The organism is Streptomyces sp. STR69, assembly GCF_024519455.1.
Taxonomy (GTDB): domain Bacteria; phylum Actinomycetota; class Actinomycetes; order Streptomycetales; family Streptomycetaceae; genus Streptomyces.
Genome location: NZ_JALJRY010000031.1, coordinates 1 through 16,330 on the forward strand (window position 1 = coordinate 1; position 16,330 = coordinate 16,330).

Annotated in this window: 13 protein-coding genes, 1 tRNA gene, 1 other RNA gene and 1 pseudogene; 8 read left to right on the top strand and 8 right to left on the bottom strand. The window is 72.0% G+C overall.

What is annotated here, in order from left to right; all coding sequences use genetic code 11:
* From OC490_RS39400 to OC490_RS39415, 4 genes and pseudogenes are all read right to left on the bottom strand, one after another.
* A pseudogene (locus OC490_RS39400) lies at nucleotides 1–1,457 on the bottom strand (glycosyl hydrolase); the annotation flags it as partial.
* Between the two features lie 131 nt (nucleotides 1,458–1,588).
* Nucleotides 1,589–1,792, bottom strand: coding sequence for a hypothetical protein (locus OC490_RS39405; protein WP_262062859.1), 204 nt, complete (start codon nucleotides 1,790–1,792; stop codon nucleotides 1,589–1,591).
* The gene (locus OC490_RS39410) at nucleotides 1,789–2,565 is read right to left on the bottom strand and encodes a MerR family transcriptional regulator (protein WP_262062860.1); all 777 of its coding nucleotides are present in this window, start codon (nucleotides 2,563–2,565) and stop codon (nucleotides 1,789–1,791) included. Before OC490_RS39410 ends, OC490_RS39405 begins: the two co-directional genes overlap by 4 nt.
* A gap of 164 nt (nucleotides 2,566–2,729) precedes the next feature.
* Complete coding sequence (locus tag OC490_RS39415) at nucleotides 2,730–4,259, bottom strand: FAD-dependent monooxygenase (RefSeq protein ID WP_262062861.1); 1,530 nt, start codon at nucleotides 4,257–4,259, stop codon at nucleotides 2,730–2,732.
* Nucleotides 4,260–4,474: 215 nt separating this feature from the next.
* On the opposite strand from OC490_RS39415, the gene OC490_RS39420 reads away from it, so the two are divergent.
* From OC490_RS39420 to chrA, 3 genes are all read left to right on the top strand, one after another.
* The gene (locus OC490_RS39420) at nucleotides 4,475–4,810 is read left to right on the top strand and encodes an ArsR/SmtB family transcription factor (RefSeq protein WP_262062862.1); all 336 of its coding nucleotides are present in this window, start codon (nucleotides 4,475–4,477) and stop codon (nucleotides 4,808–4,810) included.
* Entirely contained in the window at nucleotides 4,810–5,523 is a 714-nt protein-coding gene (locus tag OC490_RS39425; RefSeq protein WP_262062863.1) for a cation transporter, read from the top strand. The genes OC490_RS39420 and OC490_RS39425 overlap by 1 nt, the downstream gene beginning before the upstream one ends.
* Before the next feature lie 264 nt (nucleotides 5,524–5,787).
* Nucleotides 5,788–6,987: a chromate efflux transporter gene (chrA, locus tag OC490_RS39430; protein ID WP_262062864.1), complete on the top strand. Its 1,200-nt coding sequence runs from the start codon at nucleotides 5,788–5,790 to the stop codon at nucleotides 6,985–6,987.
* A 48-nt stretch (nucleotides 6,988–7,035) separates the two neighbouring features.
* Here chrA and OC490_RS39435 read toward each other — a convergent pair whose 3' ends face one another.
* Genes OC490_RS39435 through OC490_RS39445 form a run of 3 tightly spaced genes read right to left on the bottom strand, consistent with a single transcriptional unit; the run spans nucleotide 7,036 to nucleotide 9,222 of the window.
* Nucleotides 7,036–7,344, bottom strand: coding sequence for a sulfurtransferase TusA family protein (locus tag OC490_RS39435; protein ID WP_262062865.1), 309 nt, complete (start codon nucleotides 7,342–7,344; stop codon nucleotides 7,036–7,038).
* A gap of 46 nt (nucleotides 7,345–7,390) precedes the next feature.
* The gene (locus OC490_RS39440) at nucleotides 7,391–8,557 is read right to left on the bottom strand and encodes a cysteine desulfurase family protein (RefSeq protein WP_262062866.1); all 1,167 of its coding nucleotides are present in this window, start codon (nucleotides 8,555–8,557) and stop codon (nucleotides 7,391–7,393) included.
* Entirely contained in the window at nucleotides 8,554–9,222 is a 669-nt protein-coding gene (locus tag OC490_RS39445; RefSeq protein WP_262062867.1) for an ArsR/SmtB family transcription factor, read from the bottom strand. The genes OC490_RS39440 and OC490_RS39445 overlap by 4 nt, the downstream gene beginning before the upstream one ends.
* An 86-nt stretch (nucleotides 9,223–9,308) precedes the next feature.
* On the opposite strand from OC490_RS39445, the gene OC490_RS39450 reads away from it, so the two are divergent.
* On the top strand, nucleotides 9,309–10,667 hold the full coding sequence (locus tag OC490_RS39450; protein WP_262062868.1) for an MBL fold metallo-hydrolase: 1,359 nt from the start codon (nucleotides 9,309–9,311) through the stop codon (nucleotides 10,665–10,667).
* Nucleotides 10,664–11,926: an MFS transporter gene (locus OC490_RS39455; RefSeq protein WP_262062869.1), complete on the top strand. Its 1,263-nt coding sequence runs from the start codon at nucleotides 10,664–10,666 to the stop codon at nucleotides 11,924–11,926. The genes OC490_RS39450 and OC490_RS39455 overlap by 4 nt, the downstream gene beginning before the upstream one ends.
* Nucleotides 11,927–12,005: 79 nt before the next feature.
* On the opposite strand, the gene OC490_RS39460 is transcribed toward OC490_RS39455, so the two are convergent.
* Nucleotides 12,006–12,093, bottom strand: a tRNA-Ser gene (locus OC490_RS39460).
* A gap of 71 nt (nucleotides 12,094–12,164) precedes the next feature.
* On the opposite strand from OC490_RS39460, the gene ffs reads away from it, so the two are divergent.
* The 3 genes from ffs to purD all read left to right on the top strand — a co-directional run bounded on the left by ffs (nucleotide 12,165) and on the right by purD (nucleotide 16,151).
* Nucleotides 12,165–12,263: signal recognition particle sRNA small type (ffs, locus tag OC490_RS39465), an RNA gene on the top strand.
* Between the two features lie 73 nt (nucleotides 12,264–12,336).
* Entirely contained in the window at nucleotides 12,337–14,727 is a 2,391-nt protein-coding gene (locus tag OC490_RS39470) for a DNA polymerase III subunit gamma and tau (protein WP_262062870.1), read from the top strand.
* A 170-nt stretch (nucleotides 14,728–14,897) separates the two neighbouring features.
* Nucleotides 14,898–16,151, top strand: a complete 1,254-nt coding sequence (gene purD / locus OC490_RS39475; RefSeq protein WP_262062871.1) for a phosphoribosylamine--glycine ligase — start codon at nucleotides 14,898–14,900, stop codon at nucleotides 16,149–16,151.
* The last annotated feature ends 179 nt before the right edge of the window (nucleotides 16,152–16,330 follow it).

A 16,330-nucleotide genomic window follows, 5' to 3' on the forward strand; every position in this document is an offset into this window, starting at 1 on the left:
TTGGTGGGGTCGATGCTCCAGCAGGGGAAGCCGAAGTTCCAGTACGGGCCGACGGCCGACCAGGTGCTGCCGCCGTCCTTGGATTCGTGGACTTCCTCCAGGCCCGCGTAGACGTGCTTCGGGTCGTTCGGGTCGACGGTCAGGAACTGGTTGTACCAGGACTGCACGCCCGGCATGTAGCCGCTGGAGGTCAGCGCCGAGCCGTCGGCGGCCAGTTGCTTGTAGTCGGCGACCTTCGTCCAGGGGCCGAACGGTGAGCCGGCGCTGTAGATGCCCTCAAGGCCGCTGTCGGGGTTGGCGGCCATCTGCGCGGGCGACTCGTCGATGGCGTAGTAGCGCGAGCCGTCGGCGGAGGGGGCGAAGGTGACCGTGCCGACGTTGTCGGCGTCGGTCGGCAGGTCGCCGAAGCCGCTGGTGATCCGTGTCCAGGTGCCGTTCGTCTTGGTGTAGAAGCCGTTGTAGTCGTCGCCGCTGCGCCAGCCGACGGCCAGGACCACCTTGGAGGAGTCCTTGGGGTCGATCGCGATGTCGTTGGTGATGTTCTTGTACGCGGCGCTGGCGTCGGTCGCCTTCGAACCCCCGGGCAGATAGTCGGGGTTGGGGGCGAACTCCAGCTTCCAGGCGCCCTTCAGCGTCTTCGTGGAGTGGCTCCACACGCCCTCGCTGGTGGCCGCCCACACCTTGCCGCCGCCGAAGCGCAGCTGCCGGACGGTGGTGGACTCCAGCTCGTCGCCGCCGACCCGGCTGCGGGTGGAGAAGGTGCCGTGGTGAGGGTTCGTCAGGACGTAGACGCCGCTGCCGAGGTAGGCGTCGGCGTTGGTGTTCGCCTCGCCGGTGCCCAGCCACAGCCGTCCGGTGCCGTCCAGCGCGAGGGCGCCGGTGGACTGGGCGGGCAGCTTGTCGCTGATGGGCTGCCAGTGGCCGCCACCGGTGCGCGAGCGCCACACTCCGCCGCCCGCGCTGCCCGCGTACACGTACCCGTCGTCGTCGGCGGCCATCGCCGCCATCCGGCCGGTCACATTCCCGGAGCCGCCGCTGGAGTTGGAGTCGTAGTCGCGGTAGCGGGGGTCGTCGGAGTTGTACGGGAGGTTGGTGATGTTGCGCCAACTGCCGCTGGTGCTGGGCAGGTTGGTCAGACTCGTCCAGGCGGCGCCGTACGCGCCCGGTGCGACGATGCCGGGCGAGGTGCGGGCCTCGGCGTACTGGTCCGCGCCCTCGGCTATCTCGTCGGCCTCGTTGCCGTCGTCACCGCCGCCGTCGTCGTCCTGGGCTTTCGCCTTGGGTGCGATGCCACCCGCCGACTCCCCTCGCTCGGCGGCGAGTTGAGCGAGTGCGCGGGCCCCGAAGGGGCTGTTGTGCCCGCCGGGCGCGGCGCCGGCGGGTATCGCCACGAGTGCGGCGGATGCGGTGATGGCACAGATCGTGAGCCATCGTCTCTTGCGGGTTGGTGCTGACACCAGGTCCTCCGAAGAACGGGTGGTCATACAGCCGTCGCAGGGGACCCGATCACGAGCGGTGGGAGGAGTCCGGCACTTGGACAAATCTTTGACCGGAACCTGTCAGTACGCATGGCTGAAAGCTGACCGGCTCATCGCGTCTTCCATCGGGGAGTCCGAGCCAGGGCACGGGCGGCCCGTGCCGGAGCCCACACCGTGCCGATCGCGGAGGCGGTGCCGATGCCGCCGAGTACGGACGGCACCGGGCCCATGCGGCAAGCCGCGCAGGCGGCCACCGAGATCGTGGCGGAGCCGAGAGCGGACTTGGGGGTGGGGGAGCGCCGGTCGGGGGTCATGTCTTCGCTTCGAACAGTTCGGCCATCAGGGATCCGGCGGTCTCGGGGGCCCGCACGACGAGAACCAGTTCGGTGGGGGCCAGACGCAGGGTGAAGTCGAAGAACGCGCAGCAGTCCTGCTCGGCGGCAGCCAGAGAGGCGACCTCGGAGGCCAGCTCCGGCGTGGAGGGGAAAGCCAGCTGCAGCCCATCCGGGATCTCCTCACGGCTGGTGGCCTGCTGCGCCAGCCGCCGCCATTGCCCGGTCCTCTCGCCCAGCCGGGAGCCGTCCAGCGTGCAGGCCACCGGTGCCTGGCGCCATGACTCGTGCTCGCCGGTCAGGGGCTCGGGTCGGGTCGGCGTCAGTTCCACCGGCACCGGCCCCTGGCGGGCACCGGACACGCAGCCGCAGTCGGGGCCGCACGCCCCCTCCGGTGCCGGACCCGACAGCTGCTCATGAACGTCCGCCAGGCGCGTGGAGAACGCGGACAACTCGGCGAGGCGTCGATCGGCATCCGCGATCCGGTCGGCGACCAACGGCAGCATCCGCGCCCGCACCGCCGCGCACACCCCCTGCTCCCACACCCCGAGCAGCTCCCGGATCTCCTCCAGCGGCAGCCCGAGCAGCTTGGCCGACGAGATGAAGGCCAGGCGTTCCACCGACCGCTCGTCATAGACGCGGTAACCGGCGGCCGTGCGCTCGGCGGGCAGCAGCCCGGCCGTCTCGTAGAACCGCAGGGTCGTCGCCGGAACTCCGCTGCGTTCCGCCAACTGCGAGATGCGGTAGGTGTTCATGGCCCGAACCTAGACCTTCGACCCAGCTCGAAGGTCAAGCCCGGCGCCAGCCGCCCGCCCGACGCCGCCCCGGGCCATCCCCGTCATCCGGCGGGCTGCTCGGCTTCACCCCGGCCGGGCATGAAACGAGAGCGCGTTCCAGCCCTTGCCTCAACCCGTACGAATCAACTCCGCCGGGCGGGCAGCCAGCGTTCCAGGTAGTCGCGCAGTCCCTCCATGTGCGTCCCGGCAGCGACGTAGCCGAGGTACCCGTCAGGGCGCAGGAGTGCGTGGACCGCGTTCGGCCATGGGCTCTGCCCGCCGAGCCGGTGCACGCTGATCAGGTCGTCGCGTCCGCGCAGGGCGGCGGCGAGGCGCTCATCGCTCCAGATCGCAGGTGGTCCGGTCAGCAGCAGTTGCCAGCCCGGTCCTGCAGTACGTGCCTGCAGCCCGCGCGGGAGATCGGGCAGCCGGTCGCCCGGGCGCGGGCCGCGCCTCGGCGTCCGTGGGCCCGCGGTGGTTGCAGGGCTGCGTCGGTAGTGAATGCCCAACTCCGACACCGTACGGAAGACTCGCCCGCGAGGCCCGGTCGCACGCAGCGCCAACGGGGCCAGGCGCGGCGCGAGTCGGGTGCGGGCGAAACGGATGACGGGGTTGTGGCTGGTGCCGATGGTGAACGCCCGGTCGGTGAAGCGGCGCACGCTGCTGCCGACCAGGGCACGCTCGGCCTCATAGGTCTCCAGCAGTTCCTCCGGAGCCCTTCCCCGGCGCACGAGGGCGAGCTTCCAGCCCAGGTTGAGGGCGTCCTGGATGCCGGTGTTCATGCCCTGGGCGCCGGCCGGGCTGTGGATGTGGGCCGCGTCCCCGGCGAGGAAGAAGGGCCCCGAGCGGTAGTGGGCGGCTCCGCGGTTGTGGAGGCGAAAGTCGGTCATCCACACCGGGTCGCGCAACTCCAGCCGGTCGCTGGTGTATCGGTCGGTGATCTCCTGCAGGAGCCTGAGGTCCACCTCCGTGTCCGGGGTGCCCGGCGTCCGCATCGCGAGCATCCGCCAGGTGGCCGGCGAGCCCAAGGGGAAGAAGAACAGCATCCCGGCTCCGGTCATGTAGGTGTGCACTGCCCCGGGCTCCAGCCCATCGACCTCCAAGTCGGCGAGCAGGAAGGTCTGCGGGTAGGCGTACCCCTCGAAGCCGATGCCCGCCTGGGCCCGCACCGTGCTGTGCGCACCGTCGCAGCCCACGACGTACGTCGCCTCCACGGCCTCCTCGGTGCCGTCGCCGTGCCGGAGCCAGCAGGTGACAGTCGAGCCTGTGCGCTCCACTCGGTCCAGCTCCGTGCCCCGTTCCACGTCCACGCCCTGGCCCCGCAGATGCTCCGCGAGGACGCTCTCGGTCTCCGCCTGAGAGAGGAACAGGAGGAAGGGGTAGGCAGTGTCCGTCAACCCGATGTCGAACAGCCGCATCGGCACCACCCGGTGCCGCAGATGCATCCTCAGCTGCATCGCGGGGTTTCCGCGTGCGACCAGCTCGTCGCTCACACCGAATGGGGCGAGCGCTTCCAGGGTGCGTGGCTGGATGGCCAACGCGCGTGACTCGTAGGCCCGGTCGAGGGAGCGGTCGACGATCCGGAAGGTGGTCCCGTAGGTCCGCAGTTGCGCGGCGAGGGCGAGCCCGGTGGGTCCTGCACCGACCACGAGCACGTCCAACGGAGCCGTCATGGATCCACGGTAGTGCGCGGTCGTCCCGACGCCTCCCGGCGGCCGTACGGGCAATCTTGGGGAACGAGGGCGACTGCCCCAGGTCTGGTGCAGCCCACCGGTCCGCTAGGGCCGCCGCGGTGCGAACGACCCCCTACGCGTGCCGTCCGACCCGGCCAAGGATCCCAATCAATCCACGGTTTCCTGAATTCAGGAATCCTTGTATCGTCATGGGTGTGCTGACTGTTGCCCTCGACATCGACGTGCTGGTCCGGTTCGGCCGCGCGCTCGCCGACCCGATCCGCTGCCGCATCCTGCTCGCCCTGCGCGACGCCCCGGCCTACCCGGCCGATCTCGCCGAGGCACTGGGCGTCTCCCGCACCCGGCTGTCCAACCACCTCGCGTGCCTGCGCGACTGCGGCCTGGTCGTCACCGCGCCCGACGGCCGCCGCACCCGCTACGAGCTCGCCGACGAACGCCTCGGGCATGCGCTCGACGACCTGCGCACCGCTGTCGTGGCCGTCGAGACCGACCGCACCTGCGCGGACGCCGACGAGAAGGGCTGCTGCTGATGACCGCGATATCCCTCGGTCCCTCCCCGGCCCGCCGCGACGCGCTCGCCCGCCGGATACGCCTGCTGGTGACCGCGACCATCACCTACAACGTCATCGAGGCGGTCGTCGCCCTCACCGCCGGCACGCTCGCCTCCTCCACCGCGCTGATCGGCTTCGGCCTGGACTCGGTCATCGAGGTCTCGTCCGCTACCGCGGTCGCCTGGCAGTTCTCCGCCCGCGAGCACGCCGTACGCGAGGCGCGCGAGAAGACCACCCTGCGGATCATCGCGGTGTCGTTCTTCGCGCTCGCCGCCTACGTCACCGTTGACGCCGTACGTGCCCTGACGGGCACCGGCGAGGCCGAACGCTCCATCCCCGGCATCGTCATCGCCGCCCTTTCGCTGGCGATCATGCCGTTCCTGTCCGCCGCCCAGCGTCGCGCAGGCCGCGAACTGGGCTCCGCCAGCGCCGTCGCCGACTCCAAACAGACCCTGTTGTGCACGTACCTCTCGGCCGTCCTCCTGGTCGGCCTGGTCCTCAACGCCACCCTCGACTGGTCCTGGGCCGACCCCATCGCCGCCCTCGTCATCGCGGCCGTCGCCGTCAAGGAAGGCCGCGACGCCTGGCAGGGCAGAGGCTGCTGTGCGACGCCCGCCTCGGCGGGCCCGGCCATCGACATGAAGGCGGACGACGGGTGCGGATGCCGTCCCGGCTGCGGCTGCTGCAACTGACCGTCGACAGAGCCTCGGACAGCCCCGGAGCCGACGTGACCCGACACCGTGAGACTGGAAGGGCCGGGGCACACCAACACGGACGAGAGCACCGGATCCACCGACTGAGCGTGTCCGCGACCGAGGCGAGCACCGTGCGACGCCCTCACCCCCGTCGCCGCTGGGCACGCACGGTCGGTCCGGCTCCGTCCGCTCCATCCGTTCAACCGAGGCCGGTAGGGTCGCGCCGCAGTGCGGGCCGAGCACGCGGGAGAGGGAAGCGACGTGGCGGTGGCGGGCGAGGACCGGACGGAAGAGGACCGGGGCGACGAGTGCCGGGTGGGGCTGGGGACGATAGCCCGGGAGTGGGGCCGCATCGGCTGCATCGGGTTCGGCGGACCGCCTACCCACATCGCGCTGCTGCGGCAGCTGTGCGTGGACCGGCGCCGCTGGATTGCCGCCGCCGAGTTCGAGGACGGCATCGCGGCCACCAACCTGCTGCCCGGCCCGGCCTCGACCCAGTTGGCGATCTTCACAGCGTGGCGGCTGCGTGGCCTGGCCGGCGCGCTGGTCGGCGGAGTGTGCTTCATCGTGCCGGGCCTGGTACTGATCCTGGCGCTGGCCGCGCTGTTCCTGGCCGGACACGCGCCGCTGTGGGTGAGGGGCGCCGCGGCGGGCGCCGGGGCCGCGGTCGCGGCGGTGGCGGTGCAGGCGGCCGTCAGCCTGGTGCCGGCGAGCTGGAAGCGGGCCGGGCAGGCTCAGGCAGCACGGGCCCGGTGGATCGGCTACTGCCTCGCGGGCGGGGCGGCAGCCGCGCTGACCGGGCCATGGTTGGTCCTGGTGCTGATCGGCGCCGGCCTGGTGGAAGTCGCGGTCCGGGCGCGCCCGTCGGGGCATCCAGACCGGTGGGCCGTCTCGTGGCCGTTGCTGGCCACCGCCCCGGCGGCAAGCGGGGGCCTGCTGGCGCTGGTGTGGGTGGCGCTCAAGGTCGGCGCGCTGTCCTACGGCGGCGGATTCGTGATCATCCCGCTGATGCAGGCCGACGCGGTCGACCGCTACCACTGGATGACCGACGGACAGTTCCTCAATGCCGTCGCGCTGGGACAGATCACGCCGGGACCGGTGGTGCAGACCGTCGCGGTGGTCGGCTACGCCGCCGCCGGGGTGGGCGGCGGGCTGCTCGCGGCGGTCGTGGCCTTCGCCCCGTCGTTCCTGTTCGTGCTCGTCGGCGGGCCCCGGTTCGACCGGCTGCGGGCCAACGCCCGGGTGCAGGCGTTCTTCACCGGCGCCGGCCCGGCGGTCATCGGCGCCATCGCCGGATCCGCGATTCCTCTGGCCCTGGCACTGCAACACGCCTGGCAGTACGGGGTCCTTGCCGCAGCGGCGGTGTGGCTGCTGGCCGCCCGCCGGGGCGTCGTCAGCGCGCTGCTGGGAGCCGGCGTACTGGGAGCGACCGTGGTGCTGGCCGGGTGGCCGGTGACGTGAGCGTCCCGCTCACATCACCGGATGTGTCTGCGAGAGGGGCCGTTGCGCTCAGCTTCGGGTGTCGTCCCCGTCCTGTTGGCCGTCGGGGTGCCATGGCGCGTCGGGCCGGGTAGCCAGGGCGTCGCCCGTCAGACGGAGCGCGTACACATCCCGGTCGGGGTCGGGGACGGGCCCGAGGTAGGTGTGGCTGGTCATGTGACACCAGGCGGGCAGGTCGAGCGGGGCGGCCGGGTCGGTGGCGATGACGTGGACGACCGAGCCGGGCTCGGCACCGTCGATACGGGCGCGCAGCTTCAGCAGGAGGGTGACGCAGAGCAGGCCGGTGCCGTCCACGGTGATGACGGCGATGTCGGCCATACCTCTCCTCCTCGTCGCTCTCATGATGAGGTCGATGGCCCCCTTTTCAGTGCGCGGCAGCCGTCTTGAGCAGCGCGGTCGCCGCCGTTTCGATGTCCCCGGTCGTGCTCCAGCGGCCCAGCGACAGCCGCAGGGCCCCAAGCGCGCGGTCCGCATCGAGGCCCATGGCGGTCAGGACGGGAGAGGGGGTGTGGGTGCCGCTGTGGCAGGCCGAGCCGGTGGAGGCCGCCAGGCCGGGTGTGGCGGCGAGGAGTTCGTGGCCGAGCGTGCCGTCGATGCTGACGTTCAGCGTGTTGGGCAGGCGTCCCGTGTCGGGTCCGTTGAGGTGGACGCGGCCGGGCAGGGCATCGGCCAGGCGCCGGTGCAGGCTGTCCCGGAGTGCCGCGATACGGCCGCTCGGCGTCGCGTCGGCGAGTTCCTCGGCGGCGAGTTCGGCGGCCGTGCCCAGCGCGACGGCGAGCGCGACGTTCTCCGTTCCGGCGCGCAGGCCCCCTTCCTGCCCTCCGCCGTGGACGAGCGGTTCGAGGGCGACGCTCTGGCGGACGTACAGGGCGGCGATGCCCTTGGGCGCGTACATCTTGTGGCCGACGACCGTCAGCAGGTCGACGCCCAACTCCCGTACATCCAAGGGGATCTTCCCGACCGCCTGGGCGGCGTCGCAGTGGAAGAGCGCCCCGTGGGCGTGGGTGATGCGGGCCAGTTCGGCGATGGGCTGGAGGGCGCCGGTCTCGTTGTTCGCGGCCATGACCGAGACCAGGACCGTGTGTTCGGTGAGGGCGACGGCGAGCGCGGCCGGGTCGACCAGGCCGTCGCCGTCGACGGGCAGGTACGTCACCTCGGTGCCGTGGAGGCGTTCCAGGGCGCGGCAGGTCTCCAGAATGGCCGGATGCTCGGTGACCTGGGTGATCACGTGAGGGCGACTGGCCTTGGCGGACAGCACGGCGCCGCGCAGGGCGAGGTTGTCGGCCTCGGAGCCGGAGCCGGTGAAGACGATCTCGTCGGGCCGGGCCCCGATCAAGGCGGCGACCTGCGCGCGTGCCTGATGGAGCGCCTGGCGGGGCTGATCGCCGTAGGAATGGCTACTGGAGGGGTTGCCGAAGTAGTGCCCCAGGTGAGGCAGCATCGCGTCGAGCACCCGCGGGTCCACCAGGGTGGTGGCGTTGTAGTCGAGATAGACCGGCCCGCCCCGCAGCCCCGGGTGCGCGGGGATCACGCGGCTTCTCCGGTGGCCACCGGCAGCTCGGCCAGGCGCCATTCCAGCATGCCCTCGGCCAGCCGCACAGCTTGCCGCCCGCGCGCGTTGAGCAGCCGTACGGCGTCGTGGGCCAGGACACAGTACGCGCCGCGGCAGTAGGCGACGACCTCCGTGTCGGCGGGCAACTCGGCGATCCGGTCGGCGAGTTCCTCGACCGGGATGGAGAGCGCGCCCGGGATGTGCCCGGCGGCGTACTCCTCGGCCGGACGCACGTCCAGGACGACGACCTCACCCGCCTGCGCACGGGCCAGCAGTTCCTCGCGCCCGACCCCCTGCGGCTGGTCGTCGCCGAGGTAGGCGGTGCGGGCGGCCTCGACGCCTGGCTGGTGGGTCTGGGCGACCCGGCGCAGCAGGGCGTACAGGGCGGCGACGTCGTCTCCGGCCAGCCGGTAGTGGATGCGCACGCCCTCGCGGCGGGTGGACACGAGCCCGGCCTGCTTGAGGGTCTGCAGATGCGCGGAGGCGGTGGTCAGGTTCAGCCCGGCGGCCTTGGCGAGGGCGTCGACGGTGCGCTCGCCCTGCGCCAGCAGGTCGAGCAGTTCCAGGCGCTTCCCGCTGCTGAGCGCCTTGCCGGTGTGGGCGAAGGCGTCGTACAGCGCCGACTTGCGCGCGGGGTCTCCCATGGCATCCTCCATAAATCCATGGAATATTGTATAGGTGGGTGAGTGCGGAGGCCACCCGGCCCGTACCGTGACACCTGGAGGACCCGATGGGCTTCGCCGACGACCACCTGATACCGCTGGTCGACGAGGGTCTGGGCAACAGCGCCTACCTCCTCGACCTGGGCGACGGCCGCGCCCTGGCGGTGGACGCGAGCCGGGATCTGCGCGCCCTGCGCACCGCCGCCGAGCGGCGCGGGCTGAGCGTCGCCTACGCCGCCGACACCCACCTGCACGCCGACTTCCTCACCGGCGCACTCCAACTTGCGGCCGACGACGGCGCGACCGTCCTGGCCTCCGCCGCCGGACACCGCGCCTTCCCGCACACCGCGCTCGCCGACGGCGACGAGACCGACCTGGGCGGGCTGACCCTGCGCGCCCTGGCCACCCCCGGACACACCGACGAGCACCTCTCCTTCCTCCTCCTGGACGGCGCAAGGGAGTTGGGCGTCTTCACCGGCGGATCCCTCATCGTCGGCTCCGCCGCCCGCACCGACCTGCTCGGCGCCGACCGCGCGGAGGAACTGGCCCGCGCCCAGTACCAGTCACTCCGGCGCCTGGCTCAACTCCCGGACCAGACCGCCGTATGGCCCACCCACGGCGCCGGCTCCTTCTGCTCCGCCCCACCCGGCGCCGAACGCATCACCACCATCGGCGCCCAGAAACAGGCCAACTCCCTGCTCACCGCACCGGACGAGGACACCTTCGTACGGCAGCTGCTCGCCGGCCTCGGCTCCTACCCCGCCTACTTCGACCGCCTCGGCGAGATCAACCGGCTCGGCCCCGCAGTCCTCTCCACCGCCCCCACCCTCGCCGCGCTCTCGGCAGCCGAGACCCGCCAACTGCTGGGCCAGGGCGCCCAGATCATCGACGTACGGCCTGTCACGGACTTCGCCCACGGCCACATCCCCGGCGCGATCTCCATCCCGCTGCGCGACCAGTTCGCCACCTGGCTCGGCTGGCTGCTGCCCGACGACACCCCTCTCGTCTTCGTCACCGCGCCGGGCCAGGACCTCGCCGAACTCACCTGGCAGGCGCTGAAGATCGGATACGAGCGACTGGCCGGACACCTGGAGTGGCCCGTGTGGCAGGCGGCTGGCGGAGCACAGCAGACCATTGACCTGCTCACCGCGGATCGCATCGCCGACCGACCGGTCCTGGACATCCGGCAGCGGGCCGAGCACGTCGCCGGCCACATCCCCGGCGCTGTGGGCATCGAACTCGGTGAACTGACCTCCCATACCGACGAAGCACCGGCCGGGGCCGTGGTCGCCTGCGGGCACGGCGAGCGCGCCATGACTGCCGCCAGCCTCCTCGCGCGTGCCGGACACGACGACCTCGCCGTCCTGGACGGCGGACCGGGCGACTGGGTCAAGGCCACCGGCCGCACGTTGGAGGAAGGCGCGTGACCACCACGACCACGCCCAACGGCATACGGCTCGGACTGCGCGCCAACCTCGCCCAGTTCACCCTGCTCGTCGCGGTCAACGCCCTGGTCGGCGGCATGCTCGGCCAGGAACGCACCGTCCTGCCGCTGCTCGCGGACGACGTCTTCCACCTGTCCGCCTACACCGCCGCCCTCACCTACATCCTTGCCTTCGGCACCACCAAGGCGATCACCAACTTCTTCGCCGGCACCTTCTCCGACCGTTACGGCCGCAAACCGGTGCTGGTCGCCGGATGGCTGATCGCCCTCCCGATACCCGCGATGCTCGCCTGGGGCCCGACCTGGGGCTGGATCATCGCCGCAAACGTCCTGCTCGGCATGAACCAGGGCCTGACCTGGTCCACTACTGTCATCATGAAGATCGACCTGGTCGGCCCGGAACGCCGCGGCCTGGCCATGGGCTTCAACGAGGCCGCCGGCTACGTCGCGGTCGCCGCCACCGCCGTGGCCACCGGCGCTATCGCCGAACACGCCGGGCTACGCCCCGAGCCGTTCCTCCTCGGCGCCGCCTACCTCGTTCTGGCCCTGGGCCTGTCCACCATCTTCGTCCGCGAGACCCGCGACCACGCCCGCGCCGAGGCCGCACTCCACCCCGTACAGACAGCCACGGAGATGACCACGGCCCAGATCGCCCGCCGGACCAGCTTCACCGACAAGGCCCTGTCCGCCGCCAGCCAGGCCGGCCTGGTCAACAACCTCAACGACGCCCTCGCCTGGGGCATCTTCCCGCTGCTCTTCGCCGCCCACGGCCTGTCCATCGCCCAGATCGGCGTCCTCGCCGCGCTCTACCCCGCCGTATGGGGCGCGGGCCAGATGCTCACCGGCTGGTGGTCCGACCACATCGGCCGCAAACACCTCATCACCGCGGGCATGCTGCTGCAGGCCGCCGCCATCGCCCTCGTCGCCGCCGCAACCACCTTCCCCGTCTGGGCCACCGCCCAGATCCTGCTCGGCATCGGCACCGCGCTGGTCTACCCGACCCTCCTCGCCGTCATCGGCGACGTCGCCCACCCCGCCTGGCGCGCCCGCGCCGTCGGCGTCTACCGGCTGTGGCGCGACGGAGGCTTCGCCGTTGGCGCCCTGCTCGCCGGCATCCTCGCCGACGCCTACAGCCTCACCACCGCCATCTGGGCCGTCGCCGCCCTCACTGCCGCCTCCGGCCTCGTCGTCGCGGTCCGCATGTACGAAACCCACCCGCGTCCCGCTCCGGCGGACAACTGAGACCAAAACTGAGACCACGCACGACGAAGGGCCCCACCGCGAACGGTGGGGCCCTTCGACATCGTGCCCGGTGAGGCACTGGCGGAGGATACGAGATTCGAACTCGTGAGGGGTTGCCCCCAACACGCTTTCCAAGCGTGCGCCCTAGGCCACTAGGCGAATCCTCCGCGGCAAACAATACAAGACGTTGAGGAGTGCTCGCGAACTCGTTCCCCCCGCTCAGATCCTGTAGCCTGTGCGGAGCCCCTCACGCGGCGCTATCTGACTGAACTCCCCCAGGGCCGGAAGGCAGCAAGGGTAGGTTGGCTCTGGCGGGTGCGTGGGGGGCGCTTGCGTTCCCGGTGCCTGTAGCCGTGGCCGAGGCTCGCCACCGGCCCCCGTTGTCAGTGGGCGCCTATAACCTCGTACGCGTGTCGTCTCTCGCGCTGTACCGCCGTTATCGCCCGGAGTCGTTCGCCGAGGTCATCGGGCAGGAGCATGTAACCGACCCGTTGCAGCAGGCGCTGCGGAACAACCGGGTCAATCACGCGTACCTGTTCAGCGGGCCGCGCGGCTGCGGCAAGACCACGAGCGCGCGCATCCTGGCCCGCTGTCTGAACTGCGAGAAGGGGCCCACGCCCACACCCTGCGGCGAGTGCCTGTCCTGCACGGACCTCGCGCGCAACGGCCCCGGTTCCATCGACGTCATCGAGATCGACGCCGCTTCGCACGGTGGTGTGGACGACGCCCGTGAGCTGCGCGAGAAGGCGTTCTTCGGGCCTGCGAGCAGCCGGTACAAGATCTACATCATCGACGAGGCCCACATGGTCACGTCGGCGGGCTTCAACGCCCTGCTCAAGGTCGTCGAGGAGCCTCCGGAGCACCTCAAGTTCATCTTCGCGACCACCGAGCCCGAGAAGGTCATCGGGACGATCCGGTCGCGGACCCACCACTACCCCTTCCGGCTCGTGCCGCCGGGGACGCTTCGCGACTACCTCGGCGAGGTGTGCGGGCGGGAGAACATCCCCGTCGAGGACGGCGTGCTGCCCCTCGTCGTGCGCGCGGGCGCCGGTTCCGTGCGTGACTCCATGTCCGTCATGGACCAGCTGCTCGCGGGGGCGAGCACCGACGGTGTGACCTACGCCATGGCGACGTCCCTCCTCGGCTACACGGACGCCTCGCTTCTCGACTCCGTGGTCGAAGCCTTCGCCACCGGTGACGGCGCCGCCGCCTTCGAGGTCGTCGACCACGTCATGGAGGGGGGCAACGACCCCCGCCGTTTCGTCGCCGACCTGCTGGAACGCCTCCGCGACCTGGTGATCCTCGCCGCCGTGCCCGACGCCCTCGACAAGGGCCTCATCGACGCCCCGACCGACGTCCTGGAACGTATGCAGGCGCAGGCCGGCACCTTCGGCGCGGCCGAACTCAGCCGCGCCGCCGACCTCGTCAACACCGGCCTGACCGAGATGCGCGGCGCCACGGCCCCCCGCCTCCAACTGGAACTCATCTGCGCCCGCGTGATGCTCCCCGCCGCGTACGGCGACGAGCAGTCGGTCATGGCCCGTCTCGACCGGCTCGAACGAGGCGTCAACTTCGCGGGCGGCGGGGGAGCGCCCACCATGGGATACGTCCCCGGACCCGACGCCCACGTCCATCCCCAGGCCCAGACCCATCCCCAGGCCCAGACCCATCCCCCGGCTCAGGCCCAGGCCTACGCCCAGGCTCCCGCTCCGGCTCAGGTCCACGGCGGAGGCGCCGCCGCGGCTCGGGCGGCCGTACGAGGTCCGGGCGCGCCCGGCACCGGCACCGGCACCGGAGGCCAAGCCCCCGCCTCCGGCGCCCCCTTCGCCGGTACGACGACACCAGCCGCCCCCGCCCCCGCGATGCCGTCGGAGCCGGCCCCCGCCCCCGCAGCCGCCGCCTACTCCCAGCCCGCCCCGCCGACCCAGGCACCCCCGCAGCCGCAACCCCAGGCACAAGCCCCCGCCCCCGGCGCCTGGCCCACCGCCACGGCCGCGGGCAGCGGGCGCCGCCCGGGCGGCTGGCCCACGGCAACCCCGGCGGGAGGCGGACAGCCCCCGTCCGCCCACAGCGCATCCGCGCCCGCATCCGCGCCGGCCCCCGCCGCCGTACCGGCCTCCGCACCCCAGGCCCATGCCGCGGCCCCCGTTCAACCTCCGGCCGGCGGTCTCGACCCCCGCATGCTCTGGCCGAACATCCTGGAAGTGGTGAAGAACCGCCGCCGTTTCACCTGGATCCTGCTCAGCCAGAACGCGCAGGTCACCGGCTTCGACGGCACAACGCTCCAGATCGGCTTCGTCAACGCCGGGGCGCGGGACAACTTCAACAGCAGCGGCAGCGAGGACGTACTGAAGCAGGCGCTGGCCGAGCAGTTCAACGTCCAGTGGAAGATCGAGGCGGTAGTCGACCCGTCGGGCGGCGGTACCCCGCCCCCGCAGCCGGGCGGTTCATACGGCGGCGGTGGCGGCGGTGGCGGCGCGCCAGGTGGCTACGGCAGTGCACCCGGTGGCTACGGCAGCCCCGGCCCCGCCACGCCCGCCCCCAGTCCGGCAGCCCCCCAGCCCACCCCCGCCTCCGCGCCCGCACCCACGAACACCACCAACTCCCCCTCGGCACAGGCGCCCACCCGGCCCCAGCCCCCTGCCGCACCCTCCCCGCCCCCCGCCCACCACACCGTGTCCGCCGAGGACGACACCCCCGAGGACGACGACCCCGACCTCGACGAGTCGGCCCTCTCCGGCCACGAACTGATCGTGCGGGAGCTGGGAGCAACGGTGATGGAAGAGTTCACGAACGAGTAGCCGACCCCTACCGGTCACCGCCCACCGGCGCTCCCCTCCGACAAGCCCCTCACCACCCCCCCGATAAGCCCCTCGCCACCCCCCGGCAGGCCCCTCATCACCCACCCCGACAACCACCTCACGACCCGCGCCGGGCGGGCACACCCCCACCGTGTCCTAGGCTGACCCCCGTGAAGGTCCTCGTCATTGGTACCGGCGCCCGCGAACACGCCCTGTGCCGTTCTCTGTCCCTCGACCCCGACGTCACCGCGCTGCACTGCGCTCCCGGCAACGCCGGCATCGCCGAGGTCGCCGAACTGCACCAGGTCGACGCCCTCGACGGCGCCGCCGTGGCCGCGCTGGCCACGGAGCTCGGTGCCGAGCTGGTCGTGGTCGGTCCGGAGGCACCCCTCGTCGCCGGGGTCGCCGACGCCGTGCGCGAGGCGGGCATCCCGGTCTTCGGCCCCTCCGGGGAGGCCGCGCAGCTGGAGGGCTCCAAGGCCTTCGCCAAGGAAGTGATGGCGGCGGCCGGTGTCCCCACCGCCCGCTCGTACGTCTGTACGACCCCGGAAGAGGTCGAGGAGGCTCTCGACGCCTTCGGTGCGCCGTACGTCGTGAAGGACGACGGACTGGCCGCCGGCAAGGGTGTCGTAGTGACCGACGACCTCGAAGCGGCGAAGGCGCACGCCAACGCCTGCGAGCGGGTCGTCATCGAGGAGTTCCTCGACGGGCCCGAGGTGTCGCTCTTCGCGATCACCGACGGTGTGACCGTCGTCCCGCTCCAGCCCGCGCAGGACTTCAAGCGCGCGCTCGACGGCGACGAGGGCCCCAACACCGGAGGCATGGGCGCGTACTCCCCGCTGCCGTGGGCCGATCCGAAGCTGGTCGAGGAGGTACTCCAGTCCGTCCTCCAGCCGACCGTGGACGAGATGCGCCGCCGCGGCACCCCCTTCTCCGGCCTCCTCTATGCCGGTCTCGCGATCACCTCGCGTGGCGTCCGGGTCATCGAGTTCAACGCCCGCTTCGGCGACCCGGAGACCCAGGTGGTCCTGGCCCGGCTGAAGACCCCGCTGGCCGGCGTCCTGCTCGCCGCGGCGAACGGCACCCTCGAAGACCTGGCCCCCCTGCGCTGGAGCGAGGACGCGGCGGTCACCGTCGTCATCGCCTCGCACAACTACCCCGACACCCCGCGCACCGGCGACCCGATCACCGGCCTCGACGAGGTGGCCGCGCAGGACGCCCCGCACGCGTACGTGCTGCACGCCGGGACCAGGCACGACGGCGACGACGTCGTCAGCGCGGGCGGCCGGGTCCTGTCCGTCACCGCGACCGGCACGGATCTCACGCAGGCCCGCGAGCGCGCGTACGCGGCCGTGGCCCGCGTCCGCCTCGACGGCTCCCAGCACCGCACGGACATCGCGGCGAAGGCGGCGGCGGGCGAGTAACCCCAAGCGCTCCCGCGCGCCGATGAACCCCACAGGCCCCGATCCCGTCTCAGGATTCGGGGCCTGATCCTTGCCCTCCGTCATCCACCTTTCCCCTGAGCCATTCCATCGAGTGACCGATGCCCCATCCGGCTGACGGGGGCCGGGGCCCCAACTATGGTGCGGCGCAAGCGTTCCGG

Excerpts from the sequence above, each read along its gene's own strand:
- OC490_RS39445 (WP_262062867.1), bottom strand. The coding sequence starts at position 9,222 with ATGGGAGACCCCGCGCGCAAGTCGGCGCTGTACGACGCCTTCGCCCAC.
- OC490_RS39410 (WP_262062860.1), bottom strand. The coding sequence starts at position 2,565 with ATGAACACCTACCGCATCTCGCAGTTGGCGGAACGCAGCGGAGTTCCG.
- OC490_RS39435 (WP_262062865.1), bottom strand. The coding sequence starts at position 7,344 with ATGGCCGACATCGCCGTCATCACCGTGGACGGCACCGGCCTGCTCTGC.
- OC490_RS39415 (WP_262062861.1), bottom strand. The coding sequence starts at position 4,259 with ATGACGGCTCCGTTGGACGTGCTCGTGGTCGGTGCAGGACCCACCGGG.
- OC490_RS39450 (WP_262062868.1), top strand. The coding sequence starts at position 9,309 with ATGGGCTTCGCCGACGACCACCTGATACCGCTGGTCGACGAGGGTCTG.
- OC490_RS39405 (WP_262062859.1), bottom strand. The coding sequence starts at position 1,792 with ATGACCCCCGACCGGCGCTCCCCCACCCCCAAGTCCGCTCTCGGCTCC.
- OC490_RS39425 (WP_262062863.1), top strand. The coding sequence starts at position 4,810 with ATGACCGCGATATCCCTCGGTCCCTCCCCGGCCCGCCGCGACGCGCTC.